Raw genomic sequence first — 24,135 nt, 5'->3', positions numbered from 1 at the left:
CGCATGCATACCGTTTCCGTCGCCACGCCCGGGGGGCATTATCCTATTCATATCGGCCGGGGCCGCCTGGAGGCGCTGGCCGCCAGTGTGCCCGCCGATGCCACCGCCCTGGCGGTCATCACCAACACCACCGTGGCCGATCTCTACGGCCAGCGCGTGCACGACGCGCTGGCGGCCGCCGGCAAGCCCATCCATTGGGTGCGGCTGCCCGATGGCGAACAGTACAAAACCTGGGATTCCCTCAATCAAATCTTCGATGCCCTGCTGGGCGCGGCGCTGGACCGCAAGGCGGTGCTGATCGCCCTGGGCGGCGGGGTGGTGGGCGATATGGCCGGGTTTGCGGCCGCCTGCTACATGCGGGGGGTGCGCTTCGTCCAGGTGCCCACCACGCTGCTGGCCCAGGTGGATTCCTCGGTGGGGGGCAAGACCGCCATCAATCATCCCCTGGGCAAGAACATGATCGGCGCGTTCTACCAGCCCCAGGCCGTCGAGATCGACCTCCAGGTGCTGGCCACCCTGCCGGCGCGTGAAATCTCCGCCGGCCTGGCCGAGGTCGTCAAGTACGGCATGATCGCCGATGCGGCGTTTTTTGCCTGGTGCGAAGCCCATGTGCAGGCGCTGCGGGCGCTGGACGACGAGGCCATCGCTTATGCCGTGCGCCGCGCTTGCGAGCTCAAGGCCTGGGTGGTGTCCCAGGACGAGCGCGAATCCGGCTTGCGCGCCATCCTCAATTTCGGCCATACCTTCGGGCACGCCATTGAATCCGGCCTGGGCTATGGGCAATGGCTGCATGGCGAGGCCGTGGGGTGCGGGATGGTGCTGGCCGCGCAGTTGTCCGTGCAGGCCCGCGGGCTGGATCCCGCCGTGGCGGCGCGCATCCAGGCCCTGGTACAGGCCATCGGCTGCCCCGTGCGGCCGCCCGCGCTGGGGCTGGACCGATGGTTCGACCTGATGCGGGTCGATAAAAAAACCGAAGGCCGCCACATCCGCTATGTCTTGTTGCCCGGCCTGGGCCAGGCCTGCCTGCAGGCGGTCGATGACGACAAGGTGCGCCCGCTGCTGGCGGCCGCGGGAGGCTGACCATGGCCGCCCTCGCCCCCTATGCCTGCCATCCAGAAGCCACCCGGGGGCGCTTGCATCCAGAACCGCCCCCGCAGGGGCGCAGCCATTTCCAGCGCGACCGCGACCGCATCGTGCACTGCTCGGCCTTCCGGCGCCTGGAATACAAGACCCAGGTGTTTCTCAACCACGAAGGCGATCTGTTCCGCACGCGCCTGACGCACAGCCTGGAGGTCGCCCAGATTGCCCGCACCCTGGCGCGCAATCTGGGGGTGCACGAAGACCTGACCGAGGCCATCGCTCTGGCGCACGACCTGGGGCATACCCCTTTCGGCCATGCGGGCCAGGACGAACTGAACGCCTGCATGCGCCAGTTCGCCCCGGACGCGGGCGGCTTTGAGCACAACCTGCAAAGCCTGCGGATCGTGGATACGCTGGAAGAACGCTACGCCGCCTTCGATGGGCTGAACCTGTGCTTTGAAACCCGCGAGGGCATTCTCAAGCACTGCGCGCGCCGCCATGCGCGCCAGCTGGGGGCGGTGGGGGCGCGCTTCCTGGATGGCACCCAGCCCTCGCTGGAAGCCCAGTTGACCAACCTGGCCGACGAAATCGCCTACAACAACCACGACATCGACGACGGCCTGCGCTCGGGCCTGATCACGATTCCCCAGCTGCTCGACGTGGATATCTTCGCCGCCCACTACGATCTGGTTCATCGGCGCTACGCCATCACCGACGACAAACGCCTGGTGTCGGAGGTCATCCGCGCCATGATCAATACGCTGGTGCTCGACCTCACCCGCACGACGGCGGCCAATATCGCCCGTTTGCAACCCGGCGATGCCGATGCCGTGCGGGCCGGCCCGCCGCTGGCGGCGTTTTCAGAGGCCATCGGGGCGCAGGCGGACGCCTTGAAGCGGTTCTTGCGCAAAAACCTGTATCGGCATGCCCAGGTGATGCGCATGACGCACAAGGCCCAGCGGATCGTGCGCGAACTGTTTTGCGCCTTTTTCGAGGAACCCCGCCTGCTGGCCGATGAATATCGGCGCGACGAGCCCGCCCGGCAGGCGCGGGCCATCGCGGACTACATCGCCGGGATGACCGACCGTTATGCGATCCGCGAGCATCGGCAGTTGTTTCAGCTGGATTGATCCGGGGCGGGGCCGCTTCAGCGGGCGCGGACAGTGCGCCCAGTATCCTGTCCGGTTGGCTCGTGTTCTTGAATTCGGCGCCCGCCTTGCCGCGCTGCGGGCTAATCCGGGTAGCCGGAGAACTTGTCCGATGACATACTAAACACCCTGGAAAGCATTTGCCTTCGTCTTTTGGGCACAAGATCAATAATCCTCCCAAAGAGGCCCGCCATGAAAAGGGTGCTGTTTGCCGTCGCGCTGCTGCTGATCGGGCTGGGGGCGACCTTCGCGCTCGATGCCTGGGATCGGGCGCGTGAACAGCAAGGCGCGCTCGATCGGCTGCGAACCCAGGTTCTGGCGGGCACTCAGCGTTTGGCGGACGACCTGCAGGCCTTGCACGCCTTGAACAATCGCCTGGCCGCCGCGCTGGCCCGGACGGCGCCGGGCCAGGAAGCCGCATCGTTTGCCGACCAGGCCGCCGCATTGCGCCGGCAGCGCCCGGATCTCATCAGCATCGTGTATGTGGATCAACTGAAAATCGCGCTGGTCTATCCCACTGCGGGCAATGAGAACGTGATCGGCCTGGATTACCGCCTGCATCCAGAGTTCATGTCCAAAATCCGGCAGATGCTCCGGCTGCGCCGGCCGGTACTGGACGGGACGGCCCGCCTGGTGCAGACCGGCCATGTGGGGCTGATCCTGCGGGCGCCGCTGTTTTCGCCGGGCCCCGCCGATGCCGATGCCGGTGCGGTGTATCGCGGGATGACCGCCGTGACCGTCGATCTGGAGCATGTCCTGCTGCGGGCCGGCCTGGCCGGGCCGGATCTGGCGTTCGACCTGGCGATCCAGGGCTGGGACGACCAGGGATCCGGCCGGGTGTTGTATGGCCTGCCCGAAAACTTCAATCTGCCCCACGTGGAGACCGCGATTGATCTCTCCGACGGCCGCTGGGTGCTGGCGGCGGTGCCTCGCGCCGATCTGCGCGGCGATGGTTCGCGCCGCTGGTTCATCCGCGGCCTGGGGGGCGGGCTCACACTGCTGTTGCTGCTGGGTTTTTATTTGCTGGGGCGTCAGGATGTCCGGCCGGCGGCGCAGGGCGGGTCGCTGGCCGTCCAGGCGAAGGGCCTGATGCCTTTGCGCACCTTGTGGTTGTTGGCGATTTTGGTGCCTTTGCCGCTGATCGCGTCGCTGTCCGGCTGGCTGGTGTTTTCCGCGTCGGTGCAAGGCACCCAGCAGATGGAACAGCATCGGGTAAAAGACCTGGCCGGCCAATTGCGCGACAAGGTGTCCGCCTTCTTTGAGATTCCCCGGGCGGCCCTGACCTTCAATGTGCTGCAGCTGAAAGACGGCCTGCTGTCGCTGGATGACCGGCCCAAGCTGTTGCATAGTTTCCTGCTGCAGCTGCGCCAGCAGCCCTTGTTGACGTATCTGTCGGTGGGCACCGCGCAAGGCGATTATCTGGCGGCCAGCCGCCCGCCCCATGACGCCGATCTCAGCCTGCAGGTGATGCAGTCCAGCCAGGCCGACGGGGGGATGATGCACCTGTACCGGGTGGATGACGCCAACCGGCGGCGCACCCGCCTGGAAACCCCGGCCCGGGGCTTCGACCCCCGTTTGCGGCCCTGGTATACCGAAGCCGTTCAGGCGCAGGGATTGCACTGGTATCAGGCCTACCAGTATGCCGTTCGGGCCCCGGATGACCGCCAGAGCAGCCTGGGCATCGGCATGGCCGCGCCGCTGCGCGATGCCGCCGGCCAATTGGTGGGCGTGATGGCGGCGGACGTGGCGCTGTCGCGGGTCAGCCAGTTCCTGCGGCGCGAAGTCGCCGGCCTGGGCGGGACGGCGCTGCTGCTGGATGCAAGCGGCCACCTGCTGGCCAGTTCCCTGGCCGCGCCGGTTTATCGCTGGGACGATGGCAAAGTGCATCAGTTAAGGGCCGACGAGAGCGCGTCGCCCCTGATCCGCAGCCTGGGGGCCGTCATGGCGCGGTCGGGCCGGGAAACCGACCAGCAGCGGGCCCGCATCCGGGACGGCTACCATCAGGTGTTCTGGCAGCCGTTGCCGTTGCCAGACGGCCCCTTGCTGACCCTGGTGCTGTCGTTGCCCGAAAGCCGCCTGGTGGGGGCGGCCGAGCAGTCCATCCAGCGGGTCGGCCTGTTGATCCTGGGGTTGTGGGTGCTGGGCCTGTCGTTGGGGGCCGTGGTGTCCTGGTGGTTGTCCCGGCCCTTGCATGCCTTGGTGGATTGGGCGGGCCGGTTGGCCGATGGCGACACCTTGGCCCGGCCCACGGTGCGCAGTCCGGTGCGCGAAATCGTGGTGCTGGCGCAGTCCCTGGATGGCATGGCGCAGCGCCTGCTGGGCCACCGGCAAATCCTGGAGCAGCAAGTGGCCGAGCGCACCCAGGCGCTGCTTCAGGTGAATCGGCAACTGACCCAGCTGTCCTCGACCGACGGCCTGACCGGCCTGGCCAATCGGCGCCAGTTCGACCAGGTGCTGTCCAGCGGATTTGCGCTGTCGCGGCGCAATCAGACGCCCCTCAGCCTGCTGATGATTGACGTCGATTGGTTCAAGCGCTACAACGACACCTATGGCCACCTGGAGGGCGATGTGGTGCTGCAGCGCCTGGCGCGGGTGCTGCGGGACTTGTTCCGGCGGCCCGGCGATCTGCCGGCGCGCTATGGCGGCGAGGAATTCGCCGTGATCCTGGCCGGCCAGGCCCGGCCCGAGGCCTGCCGGATGGCGGAAAAAATCTGCCAGCACATGGCCGCCCTGGGCATGCCGCACGAGCATGGCATCGGCGGGATCGTCACCGTCAGTGTCGGGGTGGGCCAGTTGGCCCCGGGGGAAGACGAAGACCGGGCGATCCATGCGCTGATCAATGAGGCGGATGGCGCCCTGTACCGGGCCAAGCACGCGGGCCGCAATCGGGTGGATTGCGGCGAGCCCAGGCGCCGAAGATGAGTATTTGAATTAGCCAAACAGGACACTAGAGCACGGCTTTCAGCCATGCGCCGGTATGGCTGCCGGGGGTGGCGGCCACGGTTTCCGGGGTGCCCTGGGCCACGATCCGCCCGCCGCCCGCCCCGCCTTCCGGCCCCAGATCCACCACCCAGTCGGCGGTTTTGATGACGTCTAGATTGTGTTCGATCACCAGCACGGTGCTGCCCGCGTCCACCAATTGCTGCAGCACGTCCAGCAAAACGGCGATGTCCGCGAAGTGCAGGCCGGTGGTGGGCTCGTCCAGCACATACAGGGTGCGGTCCGAGCCGCGCCGGGATAGTTCCTGGGAGAGCTTCACGCGCTGGGCCTCGCCGCCCGACAGAGTGGTGGCGCTTTGCCCCAGGCGGATATACGACAGGCCCACGTCCATCAGGGTCTGCAGCTTGCGGGCCACCGAAGGCACGGCGGCGAACAGATCCAGCGCCTGGGCCACGGTCAGGTCGAGGATATCGCTGATGGTATGGCCGCGATAGCGGATGTCCAGGGTTTCGCGGTTGTAGCGCTTGCCGGCGCAGACTTCGCAGGGCACGTACATGTCCGGCAGGAAATGCATTTCCACCCGCACCACGCCGTCGCCCTGGCAGGCCTCGCAGCGCCCGCCCTTGACGTTGAAGGAGAAGCGTCCCGCGTCGTAGCCGCGCAGGCGGGCCTCGGGGACGTTGGCGAACAGATCGCGGATGGGGGTGAACAGGCCGGTGTAGGTGGCGGGGTTGCTGCGCGGGGTGCGGCCGATCGGGTTCTGGTCGATGCTGATGATTTTTTCCACGTGTTCCAGGCCTTCCAGGCGCGCGAAGGGCGCGGGATTGGCCTGCGCCCGGTGCAGTCGCTGGGCCAGCGCCGTCACCAGGGTGTCGTTCACCAGCGTGGATTTGCCCGAGCCAGACACCCCGGTGATACAGCTGAAGCGCCCGATGGGCAGGGCGAGATCCACGGCCTGCAGATTGTTGCCGCTGCAGCCCAGAATGCGCAGCCAGCGCGTGTCCGCCTGCTCGGTGTCCACCGGGCGGCGGGCGGGGATGGCGATGCGCCGGGCGCCGGACAGGTATTGGCCGGTCAGGGACTGCGGCTGCGCGGCGATATCCTGCGGGGTGCCCTGGGCCACCACCTGGCCGCCGTGTTCACCCGCGCCTGGGCCCATGTCCAGCACGTGGTCGGCGGCGCGGATCATGTCCTCGTCGTGCTCCACCACGATGACGCTGTTGCCCAGGTCGCGCAGCTGTTGCAGGGTGCTGATCAGGCGCTGGTTGTCGCGTTGGTGCAGGCCGATGGAGGGTTCGTCCAGCACGTACATGACCCCCGTCAGGCCCGAGCCGATCTGGCTGGCCAGGCGGATGCGCTGGGCTTCGCCGCCCGACAGCGTGTCGGCGCTGCGATCCAGCGACAAATAGCCCAGGCCGACATTGTCCAGGAAGTCCAGGCGCACGCGGATTTCCTGGACAATGCGCTCGGCCACTTCGCGCCGGGCGCCCCCCAGGGCGCTGGTCTGGAACCAGCGCCGGCAGTCGGCCAGCGACAGGGCTTCGATTTCGTAGATCGCCCGGCCCCGGCGCTCGCCGGGGCCCGCATCTTCGCCGATCAGGACATGGCGGGCCTCGCCGCAGAGCCGCGCCCCGTGACATTCGGGACAGGGGCGGGTGTGGCGCAGGCGAGACAGCTCGTCGCGCACGGCATTGGAATGGGTTTCGCGCCAGCGGCGTTCCAGGTTGGGGATGACGCCTTCGAAGGCGTGCCGGCGGATGCTGGGGATGCCGCCTTCACCCAGGTATTGGAAGGCGATTTCCTCGTCGCCCGAGCCCCGCAGCAGGCGGGTTCGTACGGTGTCGTCCAGATCCTGGTAGGGGGTGTCCAGGCTGAAGTGATAGTGCTGCGCCAGGCTGGCCATCATGGCGTAGCTGAAGGCATTGCGCCGATCCCAGCCGTGGATGGCGCCGGCGGCCAGGCTCAGTTCGGGGAAGGCCACCACGCGCTCGGGGTCGAACGCTTCGACCTGGCCCAGGCCGTTGCAGCGGGGACAGGCCCCCACCGGATTGTTGAAACTGAACAGCCGGGGCTCCAGCGTCCCCATGCCGCGCGCGCAGACGGGGCAGGCATAGGCGGCGGAAAACGCGCGTGTTTCCTGGGTGTCCAGGTCAAGGATCGTGCTGCGGCCTTGGGCGAGATCCAGCGCGGTCTCGAAGCTTTCGGCCAGGCGCTGGCGGCTGTCGGGCCGCACGCGCACGCGGTCGACCACCACGTCCAGATCCCAGGGGCCGTCGATGGCGGGCAGCGGCTGGCTGCCGTCGATCGGGGTGATCGCGCCATTGATGCGGGCGCGCACGAAACCCAGCGCCTGCAGGCGGCGGCATTCGGCGGTCAGGTCGTCCTGGCGGCCCGGCGCCAGGGGGGCCAGAATGGCCAGGCGGGTGCCTTCGGGCAGGGCCAGCACCTGATCCACCATCTGGCTGACGCTTTGCGCCCGCAGCGGCAAGTGGTGTTCCGGGCAGAACGGCGTGCCCACCCGCGCATACAGCAGGCGCAGGTAATCGTGGATTTCCGTGACCGTGCCGACGGTGGAACGCGGGTTGTGGCCGGCCGTTTTTTGTTCGATGGCAATCGCGGGCGACAGGCCGGTGATTACATCCACGTCGGGCTTGTCCATCATCTGCAGAAACTGCCGGGCGTAGGCCGACAGGCTTTCCACATAGCGGCGCTGGCCTTCGGCATACAGGGTGTCGAAAGCCAGGGACGATTTGCCCGAGCCCGACAGGCCGGTGACGACCACCAGACGGCGGCGGGGAAGATCCACCGAAATATTCTTCAGGTTGTGGGTGCGGGCACCCCGGATGCAGATGGCGTCCATGCCGGTAGGGAGGTTCAGGTTTTTCAAAGGACAACTTGCTACTATAACGCGCAGCGTCCATGCGACCGCATGGGGCTGGTGTTTTCTGATCTTCTGCGGCCCAGTGCCCGCCCGGCGCCGCCCGCCGGGAAATCTTTTTCTACTGCGGTTTTTCTATGGCCCGATCTGCCCGCTCGTCCACTCCCCGCCTGAAGCTTACTGTGCTGGAACGCCGTAGCAGCATTGCCCTGGCTTTGCTGTTTGCCGCCCGCATGCTGGGGTTGTTTCTGCTGACGCCCATTTTCGCGGTGGCGGCCGTGACGTTGGCGGGGGGCGATGATCCTGTCCGGGTGGGGCTGGCCCTGGGGGCCTATGGCCTGACCCAGGCCATCATGCAAATCCCCCTGGGGATGGCGTCCGACCGCTACGGCCGCCGCCCGGTCATTGTGTTCGGCATGCTGCTGTTCGTGCTGGGCGGGGTCATCTGCGCCCTGAGCAACGATGTGGACTGGGTTACGGTCGGGCGCGTCATCCAGGGGCTGGGGGCGGTGTCGGCGGCCATCACGGCCTGGATCGCCGATGCCACCCGCCCCGAAGTCCGTACCCGGGCCATGGCCATGGTCGGGGGCTCCATCGGGATTTCCTTTGCCTTGTCGCTGGTGCTGTCGCCCATGCTGGTGGGGCAGTTCGGTCTGTCGGGCCTGTTCTGGGCCATCAGCCTGCTGGGTTTCGTGTGCTTGCTGATCGCCATGTTCTTCGTGCCCGACGTGCCCAAGTCCGAAGACGACATCATCCAGGTCACGCCGCACGATGTTCTGGCCAAGCGCGATCTGCTGCGCCTGAACTTCGGGGTGTTCTGCCTGCATTTCATCCTGATGGCGCTGTTCATGGTGGCTCCGGGCCTGTTGGGGCGGCTGGGCGGGTTCGATATGGCCACGCTGTGGCAGGTGTACCTGCCGGTGATTCTGGCGTCGTTCGTGCTGATGGTGCCGGCGGTGTTTTACACCGAGACCCGCAAGGCCCACAAGGCCGCGCTCGAACTCTCCGTGTTGGGCCTGGCGCTGGTGCTGGGGGTGTTGCCCTGGCTGGACGGTTCGTTCGCGCTGGTGGTGGCGGCCCTGATCGGGTTTTTCGTGTTCTTCAATATCCTTGAAGCCCTGCAGCCCTCGCTGGTGTCGCGGGTGGCGCCGCCCGCCTATAAGGGTCTGGCGCTGGGTTTCTACAATACGGCGCAGTCGCTGGGGGTGTTTGCCGGGGGCCTGCTGGGCGGGGTGCTGGTGCGCGGCAGCGGGCCCAATATGGTGTTCTGGATGTGCGCGATGCTGGCGGTGGTCTGGTTGTATACGGCGCGGGGGTTCAAGGATATCCGGGGGGAGCGCTGAAGGGTATTGTTGAGCTGGGAGCTGGGAGCTGGGAGCTGGGAGCTGGGAGCTGGGGCTTTGGGGGCTTCAGCGGCATATCATGGGTGGAGTGCTTTTTAGTGACAGCTCATCGTTGCGCGGGGTGGCGGGCGGGACAGGTCGTATGTTGGCGGCTTCGCCGAGTAGGTTGGGGCGTACTCCAACAGTCCCGCCCGCCACCCCGCGCAACGATGTGACGACCATTGAAATGCTGCAAGAAACGGCAAGTGGCGAAAGCACGCGGGGATGTCTACGCTGTTTTGTGACCGGTCAACGAACGCAACCAAGGCAGCAAGGGCAACAAAGGGCCATCGTTGTGCCCCGTTAAAGTCTGCGCCCTCCGAGCCCCCGCGCCGCGCAGGCGTGTTCAGAACCCAGGCAGGCGCTGAACACAATCGTCTTCAGGGCGTGCCCAGATCCTGTTCCACCGCATAGCAGGCCACCAGGCGCCCGCCCTGGTTTTTCAGGGTGGGGATTTTTTCGCGGCATACCGGCATCACGCGTGGGCAACGGCTGCTGAAAGGGCAGCCGGGGGGCGGGTTCAGCGGGCTGGGCAGTTCGCCCGAAATCCGAATGCGCTCACCGTGGCCCTCCTGGTTCAGGCGCGGGGTGGCCGACAGCAGCGCCTGGGTGTACGGGTGCAGCGGCTGGTTGAAGATGGCCGCCTTGCTGCCTTGTTCCACGACCCGGCCCAGGTACATCACCATGACTTCGTCGGCCAGGTGCTCTACCACCGACAGGTCGTGCGAAATGAACACGTATGACAGGCCCAGCTCGTTTTGCAGATCCTTCATCAGGTTCAGCACCTGGGCGCGCACCGAGACATCCAGGGCGGATACGGCCTCGTCGGCCACCAGAATTTCCGGATCCAGCATCAGGCCCCGCGCAATGGCGATGCGCTGGCGCTGGCCGCCGGAGAACATGTGCGGATAGCGGCTGTAGTGCTCGGGGCGCAGGCCCACGCGCGCCATCATGGCCTGCCCGCGTTCGCGCCGCTGGGCGGCGCTCAGGGACGTGTTGATCAGCAGGGGTTCTTCCAGGATGTCGCTGATGCGCTTGCGCGGATTGAGCGACGCGTAGGGGTTTTGGAAGATGATCTGGATCTTCTTGCGCCGCAGGCGGGCGAGTTCGGGGCTGGTGTGGGAGACATCCTGGCCGCGGTACAGCAATTGTCCCGCCGTGGGAGGCTCGATCATGGTGAGCACGCGGGCCAGGGTCGATTTGCCACAGCCGGATTCGCCCACCACGGCCAGGGTCTTGCTGGCCTGCAGGGTGAAGGACACCCCGTCCAGCGCCTTGACGGAGCGCTTGGGCTTCATGAAACCGCCTTCGACCTGGTAGTGGCGTTTCAGGTCGATGGCTTGCAGCACGATGTCGGAATCGGTGGCCGGGGCCGCGTCGGGGGTTGCGGTGGTGTTCATGCGGAAATCTCGGTGGGTGCTTCGACAGGCTGGCCCTGGTCATTGAGCGGCGTGTGGCATTTGACTTGGCGCCCTTCGGGCCCGCGCAGCGCGGGTTCTTCGGTGCGGCAGCGGTCTGTGGCGTAGGGGCAGCGCGGGCTCAACAGACAGCCCTTGGGGCGGTCGTAGCGCCCGGGCACCACGCCGGGCAGGGAAACTAGCCGGTCGCTGTCCTTGGAGAATTCGGGCAGCGCGCGCAGCAGGGCCTGGGTATATGGGTGGCGCGGGGTGCGGAAGATTTCATTGGCCGGGCCGGATTCCACCAATTGGCCCGCGTACATCACCAGGATGCGATCGGCGGCTTGGGCCACCAGGGCCAGGTCGTGGGTGATCAGCACCAGACCCAGGCCCTGCTGGCGCTGCAGATCCAGCAGCAGATCCATGATTTGCGCCTGGATGGTGACGTCCAGCGCGGTCGTGGGCTCGTCGGCGATCAGCAGACGCGGGCTACAGGCAATGGCCATGGCGATCATGACCCGCTGGCTCATGCCGCCCGACAGCTGGTGCGGGTAGGCGCGCAGGCGCGATGCCGGGTCGGGGATGCCGACCTGATCCAGCAGTTCCAGCACCCGGGCGCGCAGGGCCTTGCGCGACCCGCCCTGGTGCACCCGCAGGGCTTCGCTGATCTGGTATTCCACCGTATAGCAGGGGTTCAGGCTGGTCATCGGATCCTGGAAGATCATGGAGATCTTGGAGCCGACGATTTCCCGGCGTTTTCTTTCGGGCAGCGACAGGAGATTCTGGCCCTCGAAGCGCAGGGCGTCGGCCTGCACGCGGCCGGGGAAATCGATCAGGCCCATCAGGGCCAGCGAACTGACGGATTTGCCCGAGCCGGATTCGCCGACCAGGCCGACGACTTCGCCGGCGTTGACGTGGTAACTGACGCGATCCACCGCCTTGAAGGGTGCGGATTCATCGCCGAAATGCACGGACAGGTTTTGAACTTCCAACATGGTCTGCCCTTCCTAGACTTTCAGGCGCGGGTCCAGCGCATCGCGCAGGCCATCGCCCATCAGATTGAATGCCAGCACGGCCAGCAGGATGGCCAGGCCGGGGAATGTGACGACCCACCAGGCGCTTTGCGCGAACTGCAGCACGTCGGCCAGCATGGTGCCCCATTCGGGGGTGGGGGGCTGGGCGCCCATGCCCAGAAAGCCCAGGGCCGCCATGTCCAGGATGGCATTGGAAAAGCCCAGCGAAGCCTGCACGATCAGGGGGGCGACGCAGTTGGGCAGGATGTTGATGAACATCTGCCGCCAGGCGCCCGCGCCCACCACGCGCGAGGCGATGACGTAGTCGCGGGTCATTTCGCGCAGCACGGCGGCGCGGCTCAGGCGGACGTAGTGCGGCAGGGCGACGAAGCTGAGGGCCAGCGAGGCGTTGACGATGGACGGCCCGAAGATGGCCACCAGCACCAGGGCCAGCAGCAGGCTGGGCAGGGCCAGCATGATGTCCACCAGACGCATGATGGTGATGTCCACCACGCCGCCCGTGTAGCCGGCCAGGACGCCGAAGAAAATCCCCAGCACCAGCGAAATGCTGACCACCAGAAAGCCCACCAGCAGGGACAGCCGGGCGCCGTAGATCAGGCGCGACAGCACGTCGCGCCCCACGTCGTCGGTGCCCAGGATGAATTGCCAACTGCCGCCGTCTTGCCAGACGGGCGGTTGCAGCAGGTGTTCGCGGAACTGGGCGGTGGGATCGTGCGGGGCGATCAGGTTGGCGCCGATGGCGATCAGCAGCATGACCACGATGTAGATCAGGCCGGTCAGCGCCCCTTTGTTGCGGGAAAAATCCTGCCAGAAGGACTTGAAAGGCCCCGGCGGGGCGGGCATGGTTTGGGTCAGTTCAGTCATTATCGCCCCTGTTTCTGGCGAATTCGCGGATCGGCGAAGCCATACAAAATATCAACAAGCATATTGACCAGAATAATGATGGTGGCGACGATCAGCACCCCGCCCTGGACGACGGGATAGTCGCGCTGCGCCAGGCCCTGGATCAGCCAGCGGCCGATGCCCGGCCAGGAGAAAATGGTTTCCGTCAGGATGGCGCCCACCATCAGCACCCCCACTTGCAGGCCGATCACGGTAATCACGGGCAGCAGGGCGTTGCGCAGGGCGTGCACGATCACCACGCGCAGGCGCGACAGGCCCTTGGCGCGCGCCGTGCGGATATAGTCTTCGTTCAGGACTTCTAGCATGGACGAGCGCGTCATGCGCACGATCACGGCCAGGGGAATCGTGCCCAGCACGAAGGCGGGCAGCAGAATATGGTGCAGGGCGTCCCAGAAATCGCCCGCTTCGCCGAACAGCCAGGTGTCGATCAGCATGAAGCCGGTCAGGGGGTCGCTGGGATCCAGGAACAAGGCGGCGCTGACGCGCCCGGAGACCGGCATCAAGTCCCATTGCACCGAGACCAGCATGATCAGCATCAGGCCCCACCAGAACACCGGCATGGAATAGCCCGCCAGCGCGGCGGTGATCGACGCATGGTCGAACCAGGAGCCGCGCTTGACGGCGGCCAGCACGCCCACGGGGATGCCGATGACCAGGGCGATACACATGGCCACGAAGCTGAGTTCCAGGGTGGCCTGGAAGCGCGGCATGAATTCTTCCCAGATCGGGCCGCGGGTCGTCAGCGACGTGCCCAGGTCGCCGTGCAGCACGCCCCAGATATAGTGCCCGTACTGGACGAGCCAGGGCTGATCCAGGCCCAGTTGCGCCATCATGGCCGCGTGCTGTTCCGGCGACAGGCCGCGTTCGCCCGCCATGATCAGCACGGGGTCGCCGGGGATCAGGTGGATGAAGACGAAAGTCAGCAGGGTAATGCCGATGAACGTCGGAATGGCCAGCCCGACGCGTTTGAGTATGAAAAAAAACATAATGCGGATGGGCCCGTATAGGAGCTCGCCCGGCGCATGCCAGGCGAGGAATAAGCGTCTGCCGGGCCTGGAAGCATTCAGGCGCCGGCAAGTGCCCGGCCAGCGGCGGTCACGCGGAGCGCGCGCCGGGCTGGCCGGGGCAGCAAGGCCTTATTTTTCCAGGCTGACCTGGTCAAAGGTGTGGCGGCCCAGGGGGGACACCGTGTAGCCCTTGACTTCCTTGCGCAGGGGCTCGAACACCGTCGAGTGCGCGATCATGACGGCCGGGGCCTGGTCGTGCATGACCTGCTGCGCCTGCTTGTAGAGTTCTACGCGCTTGGCGTGATCCGCCGTGGTGCGGGCGGGCAGGATCAGGTCTTCGAAGGGCTGGTAGCACCAGCGGGAATAGTTGGAACCCGATTTGGCGGCGGCGCAGCTGAACAGGGTGGCCAGGAAGTTGTCGGGATCCCCGTTGTCGCCCGTCCAGCCGATCAGCATGGTCTGGTGTTCGCCGTTCTTGGTGCGTTTCAGGTATTCGCCCCATTCGTAGGACACGACTTTGGCCTTGACGCCGATCTTGGCCCAGTCGGCCTGGATCATTTCGGCCATGCGCCGGGCGTTGGGGTTGTACGGGCGCTGCACCGGCATGGCCCACAGGTCGGTTTCAAAGCCGTCCGGGTAGCCGGCTTCGGCCAGCAAGGCCTTGGCCTTGGCGATATCGTGCGGCCAGTCCTGGACATCGTCGTTGTAGCTCCACATGGTAGGCGGCAGCAGGTTCTTGGCGGGTTGGCCGGCACCCTGGAAGACGGCTTCGATGATGGCGGGCTTGTCGATGGCCATGGACAGGGCCTGGCGCACCTTCAGGTTGTCGAAGGGTTTCTTGGAGGTATTGAACGACAGGTAACCGACGTTCAGGCCGGCTTGTTCCATCAGCTGGACGTCCGGGTTTTTCTTGATGGCGTCCAGGTCGGCCGGGTTGGGATACGGCATGGATTGGCATTCGTTCTTTTGCAGCTTGGCATAGCGCACCGAGGCATCCGGCGTGATGGCGAACACCAGGCGGTCGACCTTGGCCTTGTCGCCCCAGTAGTTCTCGAACTTCTTGTACAGGATGCGGGCGTCTTTCTGGTAGGTGACGAATTCGAAGGGGCCGGTGCCGACCGGGTCGGTATCGACCTTGGTGGGGGTCTTGGCCTTCATCATGGCATCGGCGTATTCAGCCGATTGGATCGAGGTGAAGTCCATGCCCAGGTTGGCGATGAACGGGGCCTCCGGGCGGGTCAGCACGAAGCGCACCGTGTTGTCGTCGACCTTTTCGACCTTTTCGATCAATTCGCCCATGCCCATATCGTTGAAATATTGATACGAGGCGTTGGAGACCTTGTGGTACGGGTGGTTTGGATCCAACTGGCGCAGGAAGGAAAACACCACATCGTCGGCGTTGAAATCGCGGGTGGGGGTAAAGCCCTTGTTGGCGTGGAATTTCACCCCTTTGCGCAGGTGGAAGGTATAGGCTTTGCCGTCTTCGCTGACATCCCAGGATTCGGCCAGGCCGGGCACGACTTCGGTGCTGCCGGGCTTGAATTCGACCAGGCGGTCAAAGACGGGGTGGATTGCGTCATTCGAGGTGCCGGACGTGAAGAACGCGGCGTTGAAGCCTTCGGGCGAACCCTCGGAGCAGTAGACATAGGTGGTGGCGGCTTGGGCGGAGCCGAAAGCCAGGGCCAGGGAGACCAAGGACAGGCCCAGAGTACGTTTGGAAATTTTCATTTTCTCCTCGCGGATGTGCGTGAATCTGCGAGAACATAGCATGAAATGGCGTGTTTGCCGTAGTCCCAGGGCATCAAGGATTACCCGAATGCCGATTTGTGCAACTTTGTTAAAACCCGCATGGTTGCTTGTTTTCGATCGGTTTCCAGGTTTTTTTGTTGAACAAAGATTTTGTGTATACAACGTGCCTGGGTTCTACCTTGATGGCGTGAAGGTATTACTTTTGTGCGAACCGGATGGCGCGCAAGGCCGGGCGGTGGCGGCCGGGCCGCCCGGCCTGTTTTGCCCGGTTTCCAGGGTTAACCCGATTGGGCGATAATGTCACTTTTGCCGACTCCGCCGGGACAGGCGGCGGGCCGATCCCCGATAATGGCAAGCACATACATTGATCAAATCACAGGATTCCCACCATGGCCTCAGTCAACAAAGTCATTCTCGTCGGTAATCTGGGGCGCGACCCGGAGGTCCGCTACAGCCCGGATGGCGCCGCCATCTGCAATGTGTCCATCGCCACGACCAGCCAATGGAAGGACAAATCCACCGGCGAACGCCGCGAGGAAACCGAATGGCACCGTGTCGTGTTCTATAACCGCCTGGCTGAAATCGCCGGCGAATACCTGCGCAAGGGCCGCGCTGTTTATGTCGAGGGCCGCCTGAAGACGCGCAAATGGCAAGACAAGGATACCGGCGCCGACCGCTACAGCACGGAAATCGTGGCCGACCAGATGCAAATGCTGGGCGGCCGGGACTCGGCCGGCGAAGCAGGCGGCGATGCCGGCTTTTCGCAGCCGCCCGCCCGCCGCGCCCCGCAGCAGCAGCAACGGCCCGCCGCCCCGGCGGCGGCCCCGGCCAGCAACCTGGCCGATATGGACGACGATATTCCGTTCTAAGGTCTACCCTCCTTGTGAGTGTTAAAAAAACCCAGTAGCTCGTTGAGGCTACTGGGTTTTTCCTTGTGCGCCCAGCATGGGCGCACTCCTGCGGGTGCAAGTCCCGCCATAAGCGGCGTCGAGCCGGAGCGAGGACTCAGCAGAGGTCATCGTAGTCGTCGAACGCGCGGGCTGGAAAGGCTGAGGGCGAGGCGGCGAAGGATCGAACAAGAAGGAGTATGACTCGCCATGTCGATGCAACTCGTATTGCCTCAGATGCCCCACGCTGCAACCGGGTGATATCGTCGTGGCCGACAACCTGTCTTCTCATAAGGCTCAAGGCGTCAGAGCGGCCATCGAAGCAGCCGGTGCCTCGCTGCGTTACCTGCCGCCGTATTCGCCGGACCTCAACCCGATCGAGAAGATGTTCTCCAAACTCAAGGCCCTATTACGCAAAGCCGCCAAACGGACCGTGGACGATCTGTGGAACGAAATCGGCAGGGTGCTGGAGCTGTTTACGCCCGCAGAATGCGCCAATTACTTTGCTTCATGCGGATACGTAAATAAATAAATCGAAAATGCTCTAGCGCTGGCGTTTAGGCTACAAATGCCGCTCTACATCTTGGCGTTGATGCAAGATGCGGATGACATCCAAGCGGTCGGCGTACATTAGGAAGTAAATGACATGCGAGCCGCATAGGTATTTCTGGAAGTCTGGCAACCCCGAGGGGCGGCCCTGCTTGAGGCCAGCGGCGAGCCCTTCAAATGCTTCGACAAAGTTGCGGTGATAGGTATCCGCTTGTTCCATCGACCAGCGTTTGGCCGTATACAGCCAGATTTCCTCAAGGTCGGCTTCGGCCAGTGGTGACAGCCGATAAGGCTTAGCCATGCTCGGCGTGCATCCGGCTCAGGAACGCTTCGCTATCGAACGGGCGCGGTTCGCCAGACTCAAGGCCCGCATTGAGTGCTTCTTGCAAGGCGCGTACCTTGGTTTCGTGCTCTTCCAGCAACCGTAACCCCGCCCGGACGACATCACTGGCACTGCCATAGCGACCGCCTTGCACCTGGGTATCAATGAAGCTGGTGAAGTGCTCACCAAGGGTGACAGAGGTATTTCGGCTCATGATGTAATCTCCTGTTGGGGTACCAATATATACCAAATAATGGTAGTTAAGCAGAAGATCTCGATCCTAGTGCGATGGAGGCGTTTACTCAGCTAGACGGCGGCCGACACCCCGGTCACCCGGTGCCGCGCCAATGATTGCGCGATGGCACCGCTGGCTTTCATCCGGGCGACAAAATCGTCCAGAAAATCCGCTGCGGCATTGCCGCGGGCCTTGGCCACCCCCATGGCCTGCTGGATGACCATGAAGCGTTCGTCCAGCAGCCGCAACCCGGTCAGAGACTGGGTGTCGGCTTCCAGCTGCTGCCTGACCCCGGCGGCGACTTCCCAGCCCTGGGACAGGAAAGTGGACACCACCGCCTGCGACGAAGGCGCCCGTATGATTTGCGCGGCTTGCAGGTGGCGCGTCAGGAACAGATCGTAGGCGCTGCCTTGGCCCACCACCACCCGGTTGCCCGCCTGATCCACCTGCGGGTTGCGGCGGATGGGCGAGTCTTCCCGAACCAGGTAGTAGCCTTCGATCAGGGCGTAGGGCGCGGTGAATGCGATTTTCTCGCCGCGCACCGGATCGATGGCAAAAAAACCGAGATCGGCCTGGCCGTCGCCCACGGCGCGCACGGATTCGCCGGCGGTCTTGAATACCTGCAATGTCAGCGGCAGGCCCAGTTGCCCGGCCAGCGCCTGGGCCAGGTCGATGGAGATGCCATGGACTTCCTGGGTGCCGGGGTCTTGCCTGGCCAGCAGGGGATTGCCGATATTGATGGCGGCGCGCAGCGTGCCGGTGGGGGCCAGGGCGGTGGGAAGAGCGGGACGGGTCGTCATGGGATGAGCCTGTGCGTCTGGGTTTGGGTACAAAGCCTGAATACAAAGCCTGCGGTCTTGTTCAATGATACACAGTGCGCCACCGGGGCGGTGCGTGGGGCCGTTCAGCCGCGCAGACGGCGGGCAGGGCTCAAACAGGCAGGTATCTGGGCAAGCCGATCCGTATCATGGCCTGCACAAACCGGCATTGCGTTCGGCGGATCGGCCTTGCCGCGCAGGCGGCAGGCAGGCATAATGGCTTATTGTCTATACAAATAAAGAGGGCTGCATGTCTTCCGGTCAAACCCCCTGCGTCAACGCCCTGGATGCTGGATCAGCCCGCCGCGTGTTGTGGAAAAACCTGCGCCTGGTGCCGCCCGGCTGGCAGGCCGGGCCCGTGCCGGCGTCCGATATGGTCACCGAAGGCCGCCGCATTGCCTGGATCGGGACGGCCGGCCAAGCCCCCGCCCCGGTGGCCGGGGATGCGACGCACGACCTGCAAGGTGCCTGGGTCACCCCCGGCCTGATCGACTGCCACACGCACTTGGTGCATGGCGGCCAGCGGGCCGACGAGTTCGCTCTGCGGCTGGCCGGGGCCAGCTACGAAGACATCGCCCGCCAGGGCGGGGGGATTGTCTCCAGCGTGCGGGCCACCCGCGCGGCCGACGAAGACGCTTTATTCGAGCAGGCGTTGGTGCGCCTGGATGCCCTGCGCGCCGAAGGGGTGACCGCCATCGAGATCAAGTCCGGCTATGGGCTGGATTTGGCCACCGAACGCAAGATGCTGCGTGTTGCCCGCCGCCTGGGGCAGGCGCGGCCGGTGACCGTGCGCACCACGTTTCTGGGGGCGCACGCTTTGCCGCCGGAATACGCGGGCCGGGCCGACGACTATATCGCCCGGGTGTGCGATGTCATGCTGCCCGCCTTGCAGGACGAGGGTCTGGTCGATGCGGTGGATGTGTTTTGCGAAGGCATCGGTTTCAATCTGGCGCAGTCGGAACGGGTTTTGCAGGCCGCCACGCAGCGTGGCCTGCCAGTGAAAATGCACGCCGAACAGTTGTCCCTGCTGGGCGGCACCGCGCTGGCGGCCCGCTATGGGGCGCTGTCGGCGGATCACCTGGAATGGCTGGACGAGGCCGGCGTCCTGGCCATGCGCCAGGCCGGCATGGTGGCGGTGCTGCTGCCGGGCGCTTATTATTTCCTGCGCGATACCCATCTGCCGCCCATCGGGCTGCTGCGCCGCCATGGGGTGCCCATGGCGCTGGCCACGGATTGCAATCCGGGCACCTCGCCCGCGACCTCGCTGCTGCTGATGATGAACATGGCCTGCACCTTGTTCAAGCTGACGGTCGCCGAAGCCCTGGACGGCGTCACGCGCCATGCCGCCGATGCCCTGGGGGCGCCGGACGTCACCGGCCGCCTGGCCGTGGGCCATTTGGCAGATTTTGTGGTGTGGGATGTCGATAGCCCGGCGGAGTTGGCGTATTGGATGGGCTTGCCGCGTTGCAGGCGGGTGGTGCGCCACGGCGAGATCGTGGGATAGCCCGATCTCGCCGTCATCCGCCGCCTCATTGCTTCACCGGCGCGTCAAACCCGATAAGCCCCCGCCAGCACCCGCTGTCCCACGATGTCCAGATCCGGGGCCAGCAGCCGATCCTTGTCATAGAACGGGACATCGGCGCGAATCAAGGCATGCAGCTTTTGCAATGGCTCGGAGGTTTTCAGCGGCGCGTGGAAGTCGATCCCCTGCGCCGCGCACAGCAGTTCGATGCCCACGATGTGCGCCGTGTTGCGTGCCATGTCGGTCAGCCGGCGGGCGGAAAACGTCGCCATGCTGACGTGGTCTTCCTGGTTGGCCGAAGTGGGCAGACTGTCCACGCTGCCGGGGTGCGCCAGCGACTTGTTTTCCGAGGCCAGCGCCGCCGCCGTTACATGGGCGATCATGAAGCCCGAGTTCAGGCCCGGCTCGGGCACCAGAAAAGGCGGCAGGCCCGAGATGCTGGCGTCGATCAGCAAGGCCACCCGGCGTTCGGCCAGGCCGCCGATTTCCGCAATGGCCAGTGCCAGCGTATCGGCGGCGAAGGCCACGGGTTCGGCGTGGAAATTGCCGCCGGAAATCACTTGGCCCGGCTGACCGTCGCGCCCGGCGAAGACCAGCGGATTGTCCGTGACGGCGTTGGCTTCGGTCAGCAGCGTGCCGGCCGCTTGCCGCATCAGGTCGTGGATGGCCCCCATGACCTGGGGCTGGCAGCGCAGGCTGTAGGGGTCTTGCACCTTGTTGTCCGACACCAGGTGCGATTGGCGGATGGCGCTGCCCGCCAGCAGGGCCCGGTAGCGTTCAGCCACCTTGATCTGGCCCGGCTGACCGCGAATTTCATGCACGCGGGGGTCGAACGGCGCATCGCTGCCTTTGGCCGCATCCACACTCAGTGCCCCGGCCAGCACGGCGCTGTCGAACAGGTGTTCGGCCAGGAACAGGCCATGCAAAGCGAGTGCCGTGGACACCTGGGTGCCGTTGATCAGGGCCAGCCCTTCTTTTGCCGCCAACTGGATGGGCGCGATGCCGGCTTGCGCCAGGGCCTGGTCGGCGGGCAGCCACTGGCCATCGCGGCCGATCAGCCCTTCGCCGAACAGCGCCAGCGTCATGTGCGACAAGGGGGCCAGGTCGCCCGAAGCGCCGACCGAGCCTTTTTCGGGGATGTGCGGGATCAGGCCCGCATTGAAAATCCGCAGCAGCGTCTGCACGACGTGCGAGCGGATACCCGAGTAGCCGCGTGCCAGGCTGGCGATCTTCATGGCCATCAGCAGGCGCACGACGCGCGCGTCCAGCGGCTGGCCGACGCCGACGGAATGCGACAGGATCAGGTTGCGCTGCAGGGTTTCCAGCTGGTCGTCGGGGATGCGGGTCTGGGCCAGCTTGCCAAAGCCCGTATTGATGCCATAGGCCGGGTCGCCCCGGTCGATGATGGCCTGGACGATGGCGGCGGAGGCGTCCATGTCCTGGATGGCCTGATCGGGCAGGGACAGCTGGACGCCGCCTTGCCAGATTTGCCGCAGGTCGTCCAAAGTCAAGGTGCCCGGTGTCAGTGTCAGTGAATTGCTCATGATGTGTCTCGCTGGTCTACTCAAAAAGGACGGCTGAGGCAGGTGTCCCGCAGCCGCCGTGTCGATGGCAAAAATCAGTCGCCGGCCCCCAGCATGGGCAGCTTCAGCCCGAAGGATCGGGCGGTTTCGATGGCCAGCGGGTAGCCCGCGTCGGCGTGGCGCATCACGCCGCTGCCGCAGTCGTTGATCAGTACACGCTCCAGCCGGCGGGCGGCGGCGTCTGTGCCGTCGGCCACGATCACCATGCCGGCGTGCTGGCTGTAGCCCATGCCCACGCCGCCGCCGTGGTGCAGCGATACCCAGCTGGCCCCGCCCGCCGTGTTCAGCAGGGCGTTCAGCAAGGGCCAGTCGGACACCGCGTCCGTGCCGTCGCGCATGGCTTCGGTTTCGCGGTTGGGGCTGGCCACCGAGCCCGTGTCCAGGTGGTCGCGGCCGATCACGATGGGGGCTTTCAGTTCGCCCGTGCGCACCATCTCGTTGAAGGCTAGCCCGGCGCGGTGGCGTTCGCCCAGGCCCAGCCAGCAGATGCGCGCCGGTAGCCCCTGGAAATCGATGCGTTCGCGCGCCATGTCCAGCCACTGGATCATGTGGTGGTTGTCCGGGAACAGTTCCTTCAGCTTGCGGTCGGTGGCGTAGATGTCTTCCGGGTCGCCCGACAGCGCCACCCAGCGGAACGGCCCCTTGCCTTCGCAAAACAGCGGGCGGATATAGGCGGGCACGAAGCCGGGGAAGTCGAATGCGTTGCGGATGCCTTCGTCATAGGCCACCTGGCGGATGTTGTTGCCGTAGTCCACCGTGGGGATGCCCAGGGCGTGCAGATCCAGCATGGCCTGCACGTGGCGGGCGCAGGATTGCGCGGCCTCGGCCCGCAGGCGGCTGTGCTGCGCCGGGTCGGCTTGGGCGGCCTGCCATTGCTCTACCGTCCAGCCCGAGGGCAGGTAGCCGTGGATCAGGTCGTGCGCCGAGGTCTGGTCGGTGACCAGATCCGGGCGCGGGCCGCCGGTCTGGGCGCGGCGGGCGATTTCCGGCAGGAGGTCGGCGGCATTGCCCAGCAGGCCGATGGACACGGCTTCCCGGCGGGCGGTGTGTTCGGCGATCAGGGCCAGGGCCTCGTCCAGGTCGCGCGCCTGCTTGTCCAGGTAGCGCGTGCGCAGGCGAAAATCAATGTGCGATTGCTGGCATTCGATGTTCAGAGAGCAGGCCCCGGCGAAGCTGGCGGCCAGGGGCTGCGCCCCGCCCATGCCGCCCAGGCCCGCCGTCACGATCCAGCGGCCCGTATACGACCCGCCGAAATGCTGGCGGCCCGCTTCGACAAAGGTTTCGTAGGTGCCTTGCACAATGCCCTGGCTGCCGATGTAGATCCAGCTGCCGGCGGTCATCTGGCCATACATGAACAGGCCCGCCTGGTCGAGTTCATTGAATTTTTCCCAGGTGGCCCACTTGGGCACCAGGTTGGAGTTGGCCAGCAGCACGCGCGGGGCGTCCGGGTGGGTCTTGAAGACGCCCACGGGCTTGCCGGACTGCACCAGCAGGGTTTCGTCTTCTTCCAGCTTGCGCAGGCTGTCCAGGATGGCATCGAAGCAGGCCCAATTGCGCGCCGCCCGGCCGATGCCGCCATAGACCACCAGGTGCTTGGGGTTCTCCGCCACGGCGGGATCCAGGTTGTTCTGAATCATGCGGTAGGCGGCTTCGATCGTCCAGTTGCGGCAATGCAGCTGGCTGCCGGTGGGGGCGTGGATGTCGCGGCTGGCGTCGTAGCGTGGGTCATTGGCGTGGGGCGATGTGCTCATGGCGGGCTCCTGTGTGCGTGGATTTGACGGAATCGGGTGGGTAAGCAATGTGTCTGTTCAAGGGAACAGGCTGGAAAATGATCTATTGTATATACAACAAGCGTGAAAAAATAAAGACCTTGGGATCGGGGGCGGGAGGCCCTCCCGCGCGGGCGATGGTCAAGCCAGGCTGGCCGTCCTGCCGGCCGACAGGAACTGGATCAGCCGGGCGCTGCTCGGCTGATCCAGCACATCCCGGGGATTGCCTTCTTCTTCGACCCGGCCTTCGTGCAGAAACATGACATGGCTGGAGACATCGCGGGCGAACGCCATCTCGTGGGTGACGACGACCATGGTGCGGCCCTCCTCGGCCAGGGCTTGCATGACGCGCAGTACCTCGCCCACCAGTTCGGGGTCCAGGGCGGAAGTGGGTTCGTCGAACAGCAAGACCTCGGGTTCCAGTGCCAGGGCGCGGGCGATGGCGACGCGCTGCTGCTGCCCGCCCGAGAGAAAGGCCGGGTATTTTTTGGCGTGTTCGTGGCCCAGGCCCACTTTTTTCAGATAGCGTTCGGCCCGATCGATGGCTTCGGCCTTGGCCACCCCCTGAACGTGGATGGGCGCGGCGATGATGTTTTCCAATACCGTCATGTGCGTCCAGAGGTTGAAATGCTGGAACACCATGGCCAGCATGGTATTGATGCGCCGCAGCTGCTGTCGATCGGCGGGCACCAGTTGGCGGTTTTTCTTGTCCAGCCTGGTCTTCAGTTCTTCCCCCTTGACGAAGATGCGCCCGGCGGTAGGCGATTCGAGAAAATTGATGCAACGCAAAAAGGTGCTTTTCCCCGACCCGCTGGCACCGATGATGCTGATGACGTCGCCCCGGTTGGCTTGCAGGGAAACCCCTTTCAGGACTTCGTGGTCACCGTAGTTTTTGTATAGATTTTCTACCTTCAGGTTCATGGGGGACTCTG

The 24,135-nt window shown here is 65.2% G+C and carries 18 protein-coding genes and 1 pseudogene; 7 read left to right on the top strand and 12 right to left on the bottom strand.

Translation table 11 applies throughout. The annotated features are described in order from the left end of the window. Nucleotides 1-3: 3 nt before the first annotated feature. From aroB to ACMHYJ_RS03750, 3 genes are all read left to right on the top strand, one after another. Nucleotides 4-1,080 (top strand): 3-dehydroquinate synthase, encoded by a 1,077-nt coding sequence (aroB, locus tag ACMHYJ_RS03760; RefSeq protein WP_414244879.1) that lies wholly within the window; start codon nucleotides 4-6, stop codon nucleotides 1,078-1,080. A gap of 2 nt (nucleotides 1,081-1,082) precedes the next feature. Further along, nucleotides 1,083-2,210 (top strand): deoxyguanosinetriphosphate triphosphohydrolase, encoded by a 1,128-nt coding sequence (locus ACMHYJ_RS03755; protein ID WP_414244878.1) that lies wholly within the window; start codon nucleotides 1,083-1,085, stop codon nucleotides 2,208-2,210. A 210-nt stretch (nucleotides 2,211-2,420) separates the two neighbouring features. Further along, nucleotides 2,421-5,150 (top strand): diguanylate cyclase, encoded by a 2,730-nt coding sequence (locus tag ACMHYJ_RS03750; RefSeq protein ID WP_414244877.1) that lies wholly within the window; start codon nucleotides 2,421-2,423, stop codon nucleotides 5,148-5,150. 25 nt (nucleotides 5,151-5,175) lie between these two features. On the opposite strand, the gene uvrA is transcribed toward ACMHYJ_RS03750, so the two are convergent. Then, nucleotides 5,176-8,028 (bottom strand): excinuclease ABC subunit UvrA, encoded by a 2,853-nt coding sequence (gene uvrA, locus ACMHYJ_RS03745; protein WP_414245195.1) that lies wholly within the window; start codon nucleotides 8,026-8,028, stop codon nucleotides 5,176-5,178. Nucleotides 8,029-8,183: 155 nt separating this feature from the next. On the opposite strand from uvrA, the gene ACMHYJ_RS03740 reads away from it, so the two are divergent. Continuing rightward, complete coding sequence (locus tag ACMHYJ_RS03740; RefSeq protein ID WP_414244876.1) at nucleotides 8,184-9,389, top strand: MFS transporter; 1,206 nt, start codon at nucleotides 8,184-8,186, stop codon at nucleotides 9,387-9,389. A 419-nt stretch (nucleotides 9,390-9,808) separates the two neighbouring features. On the opposite strand, the gene ACMHYJ_RS03735 is transcribed toward ACMHYJ_RS03740, so the two are convergent. The 5 genes from ACMHYJ_RS03735 to ACMHYJ_RS03715 all read right to left on the bottom strand — a co-directional run bounded on the left by ACMHYJ_RS03735 (nucleotide 9,809) and on the right by ACMHYJ_RS03715 (nucleotide 15,497). After that, nucleotides 9,809-10,828: a peptide ABC transporter ATP-binding protein gene (locus tag ACMHYJ_RS03735; protein WP_414244875.1), complete on the bottom strand. Its 1,020-nt coding sequence runs from the start codon at nucleotides 10,826-10,828 to the stop codon at nucleotides 9,809-9,811. Continuing rightward, a complete protein-coding gene (gene dppD / locus ACMHYJ_RS03730; RefSeq protein ID WP_414244874.1) occupies nucleotides 10,825-11,820 on the bottom strand; it encodes a dipeptide ABC transporter ATP-binding protein in 996 nt (331 codons plus the stop codon). Before dppD ends, ACMHYJ_RS03735 begins: the two co-directional genes overlap by 4 nt. A gap of 12 nt (nucleotides 11,821-11,832) precedes the next feature. Further along, nucleotides 11,833-12,723, bottom strand: a complete 891-nt coding sequence (gene dppC, locus ACMHYJ_RS03725) for a dipeptide ABC transporter permease DppC (RefSeq protein WP_414244873.1) — start codon at nucleotides 12,721-12,723, stop codon at nucleotides 11,833-11,835. Continuing rightward, nucleotides 12,723-13,748: a dipeptide ABC transporter permease DppB gene (gene dppB / locus ACMHYJ_RS03720; protein ID WP_414244872.1), complete on the bottom strand. Its 1,026-nt coding sequence runs from the start codon at nucleotides 13,746-13,748 to the stop codon at nucleotides 12,723-12,725. The genes dppC and dppB overlap by 1 nt, the downstream gene beginning before the upstream one ends. 150 nt (nucleotides 13,749-13,898) lie before the next feature. Beyond that, entirely contained in the window at nucleotides 13,899-15,497 is a 1,599-nt protein-coding gene (locus tag ACMHYJ_RS03715) for an ABC transporter substrate-binding protein (protein ID WP_414244871.1), read from the bottom strand. 410 nt (nucleotides 15,498-15,907) lie between these two features. Between ACMHYJ_RS03715 and ssb the strand changes: the two genes are divergently transcribed. Both ssb and ACMHYJ_RS03705 read left to right on the top strand, forming a co-directional pair. Continuing rightward, nucleotides 15,908-16,387 (top strand): single-stranded DNA-binding protein, encoded by a 480-nt coding sequence (gene ssb / locus ACMHYJ_RS03710; RefSeq protein ID WP_414244870.1) that lies wholly within the window; start codon nucleotides 15,908-15,910, stop codon nucleotides 16,385-16,387. Between the two features lie 259 nt (nucleotides 16,388-16,646). Continuing rightward, nucleotides 16,647-16,937 (top strand): annotated as a pseudogene (locus ACMHYJ_RS03705) (transposase); the annotation flags it as partial. A gap of 30 nt (nucleotides 16,938-16,967) precedes the next feature. On the opposite strand, the gene ACMHYJ_RS03700 reads toward ACMHYJ_RS03705, so the two are convergent. The 3 genes from ACMHYJ_RS03700 to ACMHYJ_RS03690 all read right to left on the bottom strand — a co-directional run bounded on the left by ACMHYJ_RS03700 (nucleotide 16,968) and on the right by ACMHYJ_RS03690 (nucleotide 18,311). Then, nucleotides 16,968-17,255, bottom strand: coding sequence for a type II toxin-antitoxin system RelE/ParE family toxin (locus ACMHYJ_RS03700; RefSeq protein WP_414244869.1), 288 nt, complete (start codon nucleotides 17,253-17,255; stop codon nucleotides 16,968-16,970). Continuing rightward, on the bottom strand, nucleotides 17,248-17,490 hold the full coding sequence (locus ACMHYJ_RS03695; RefSeq protein ID WP_414244868.1) for a type II toxin-antitoxin system ParD family antitoxin: 243 nt from the start codon (nucleotides 17,488-17,490) through the stop codon (nucleotides 17,248-17,250). The genes ACMHYJ_RS03700 and ACMHYJ_RS03695 overlap by 8 nt, the downstream gene beginning before the upstream one ends. A gap of 92 nt (nucleotides 17,491-17,582) precedes the next feature. Continuing rightward, nucleotides 17,583-18,311: an ABC transporter substrate-binding protein gene (locus ACMHYJ_RS03690; RefSeq protein ID WP_414244867.1), complete on the bottom strand. Its 729-nt coding sequence runs from the start codon at nucleotides 18,309-18,311 to the stop codon at nucleotides 17,583-17,585. Between the two features lie 268 nt (nucleotides 18,312-18,579). Here ACMHYJ_RS03690 and hutI point away from each other — a divergent pair, with 268 nt between their 5' ends. Further along, nucleotides 18,580-19,833, top strand: coding sequence for an imidazolonepropionase (gene hutI / locus ACMHYJ_RS03685; RefSeq protein WP_414244866.1), 1,254 nt, complete (start codon nucleotides 18,580-18,582; stop codon nucleotides 19,831-19,833). Between the two features lie 44 nt (nucleotides 19,834-19,877). Here hutI and hutH read toward each other — a convergent pair whose 3' ends face one another. The 3 genes from hutH to ACMHYJ_RS03670 all read right to left on the bottom strand — a co-directional run bounded on the left by hutH (nucleotide 19,878) and on the right by ACMHYJ_RS03670 (nucleotide 24,124). Beyond that, the gene (gene hutH, locus ACMHYJ_RS03680; protein ID WP_414244865.1) at nucleotides 19,878-21,395 is read right to left on the bottom strand and encodes a histidine ammonia-lyase; all 1,518 of its coding nucleotides are present in this window, start codon (nucleotides 21,393-21,395) and stop codon (nucleotides 19,878-19,880) included. A 74-nt stretch (nucleotides 21,396-21,469) separates the two neighbouring features. Continuing rightward, nucleotides 21,470-23,185 carry a urocanate hydratase gene (gene hutU, locus ACMHYJ_RS03675; RefSeq protein ID WP_414244864.1) on the bottom strand — a complete coding sequence of 572 codons (1,716 nt, stop codon included), beginning with the start codon at nucleotides 23,183-23,185 and terminating at the stop codon, nucleotides 21,470-21,472. A gap of 159 nt (nucleotides 23,186-23,344) precedes the next feature. Continuing rightward, nucleotides 23,345-24,124 carry an ABC transporter ATP-binding protein gene (locus ACMHYJ_RS03670; protein ID WP_414244863.1) on the bottom strand — a complete coding sequence of 260 codons (780 nt, stop codon included), beginning with the start codon at nucleotides 24,122-24,124 and terminating at the stop codon, nucleotides 23,345-23,347. Between the last annotated feature and the right edge of the window lie 11 nt (nucleotides 24,125-24,135).

The sequence above is a fragment of the Castellaniella hirudinis genome (genome assembly GCF_047468865.1).
In the GTDB taxonomy this organism is placed as follows: Bacteria; Pseudomonadota; Gammaproteobacteria; order Burkholderiales; family Burkholderiaceae_B; genus Castellaniella; species Castellaniella hirudinis_A.
The sequence above is the reverse complement of the archived record's forward strand: the minus strand, read 5'-3'. Positions and strand labels throughout refer to the sequence as shown.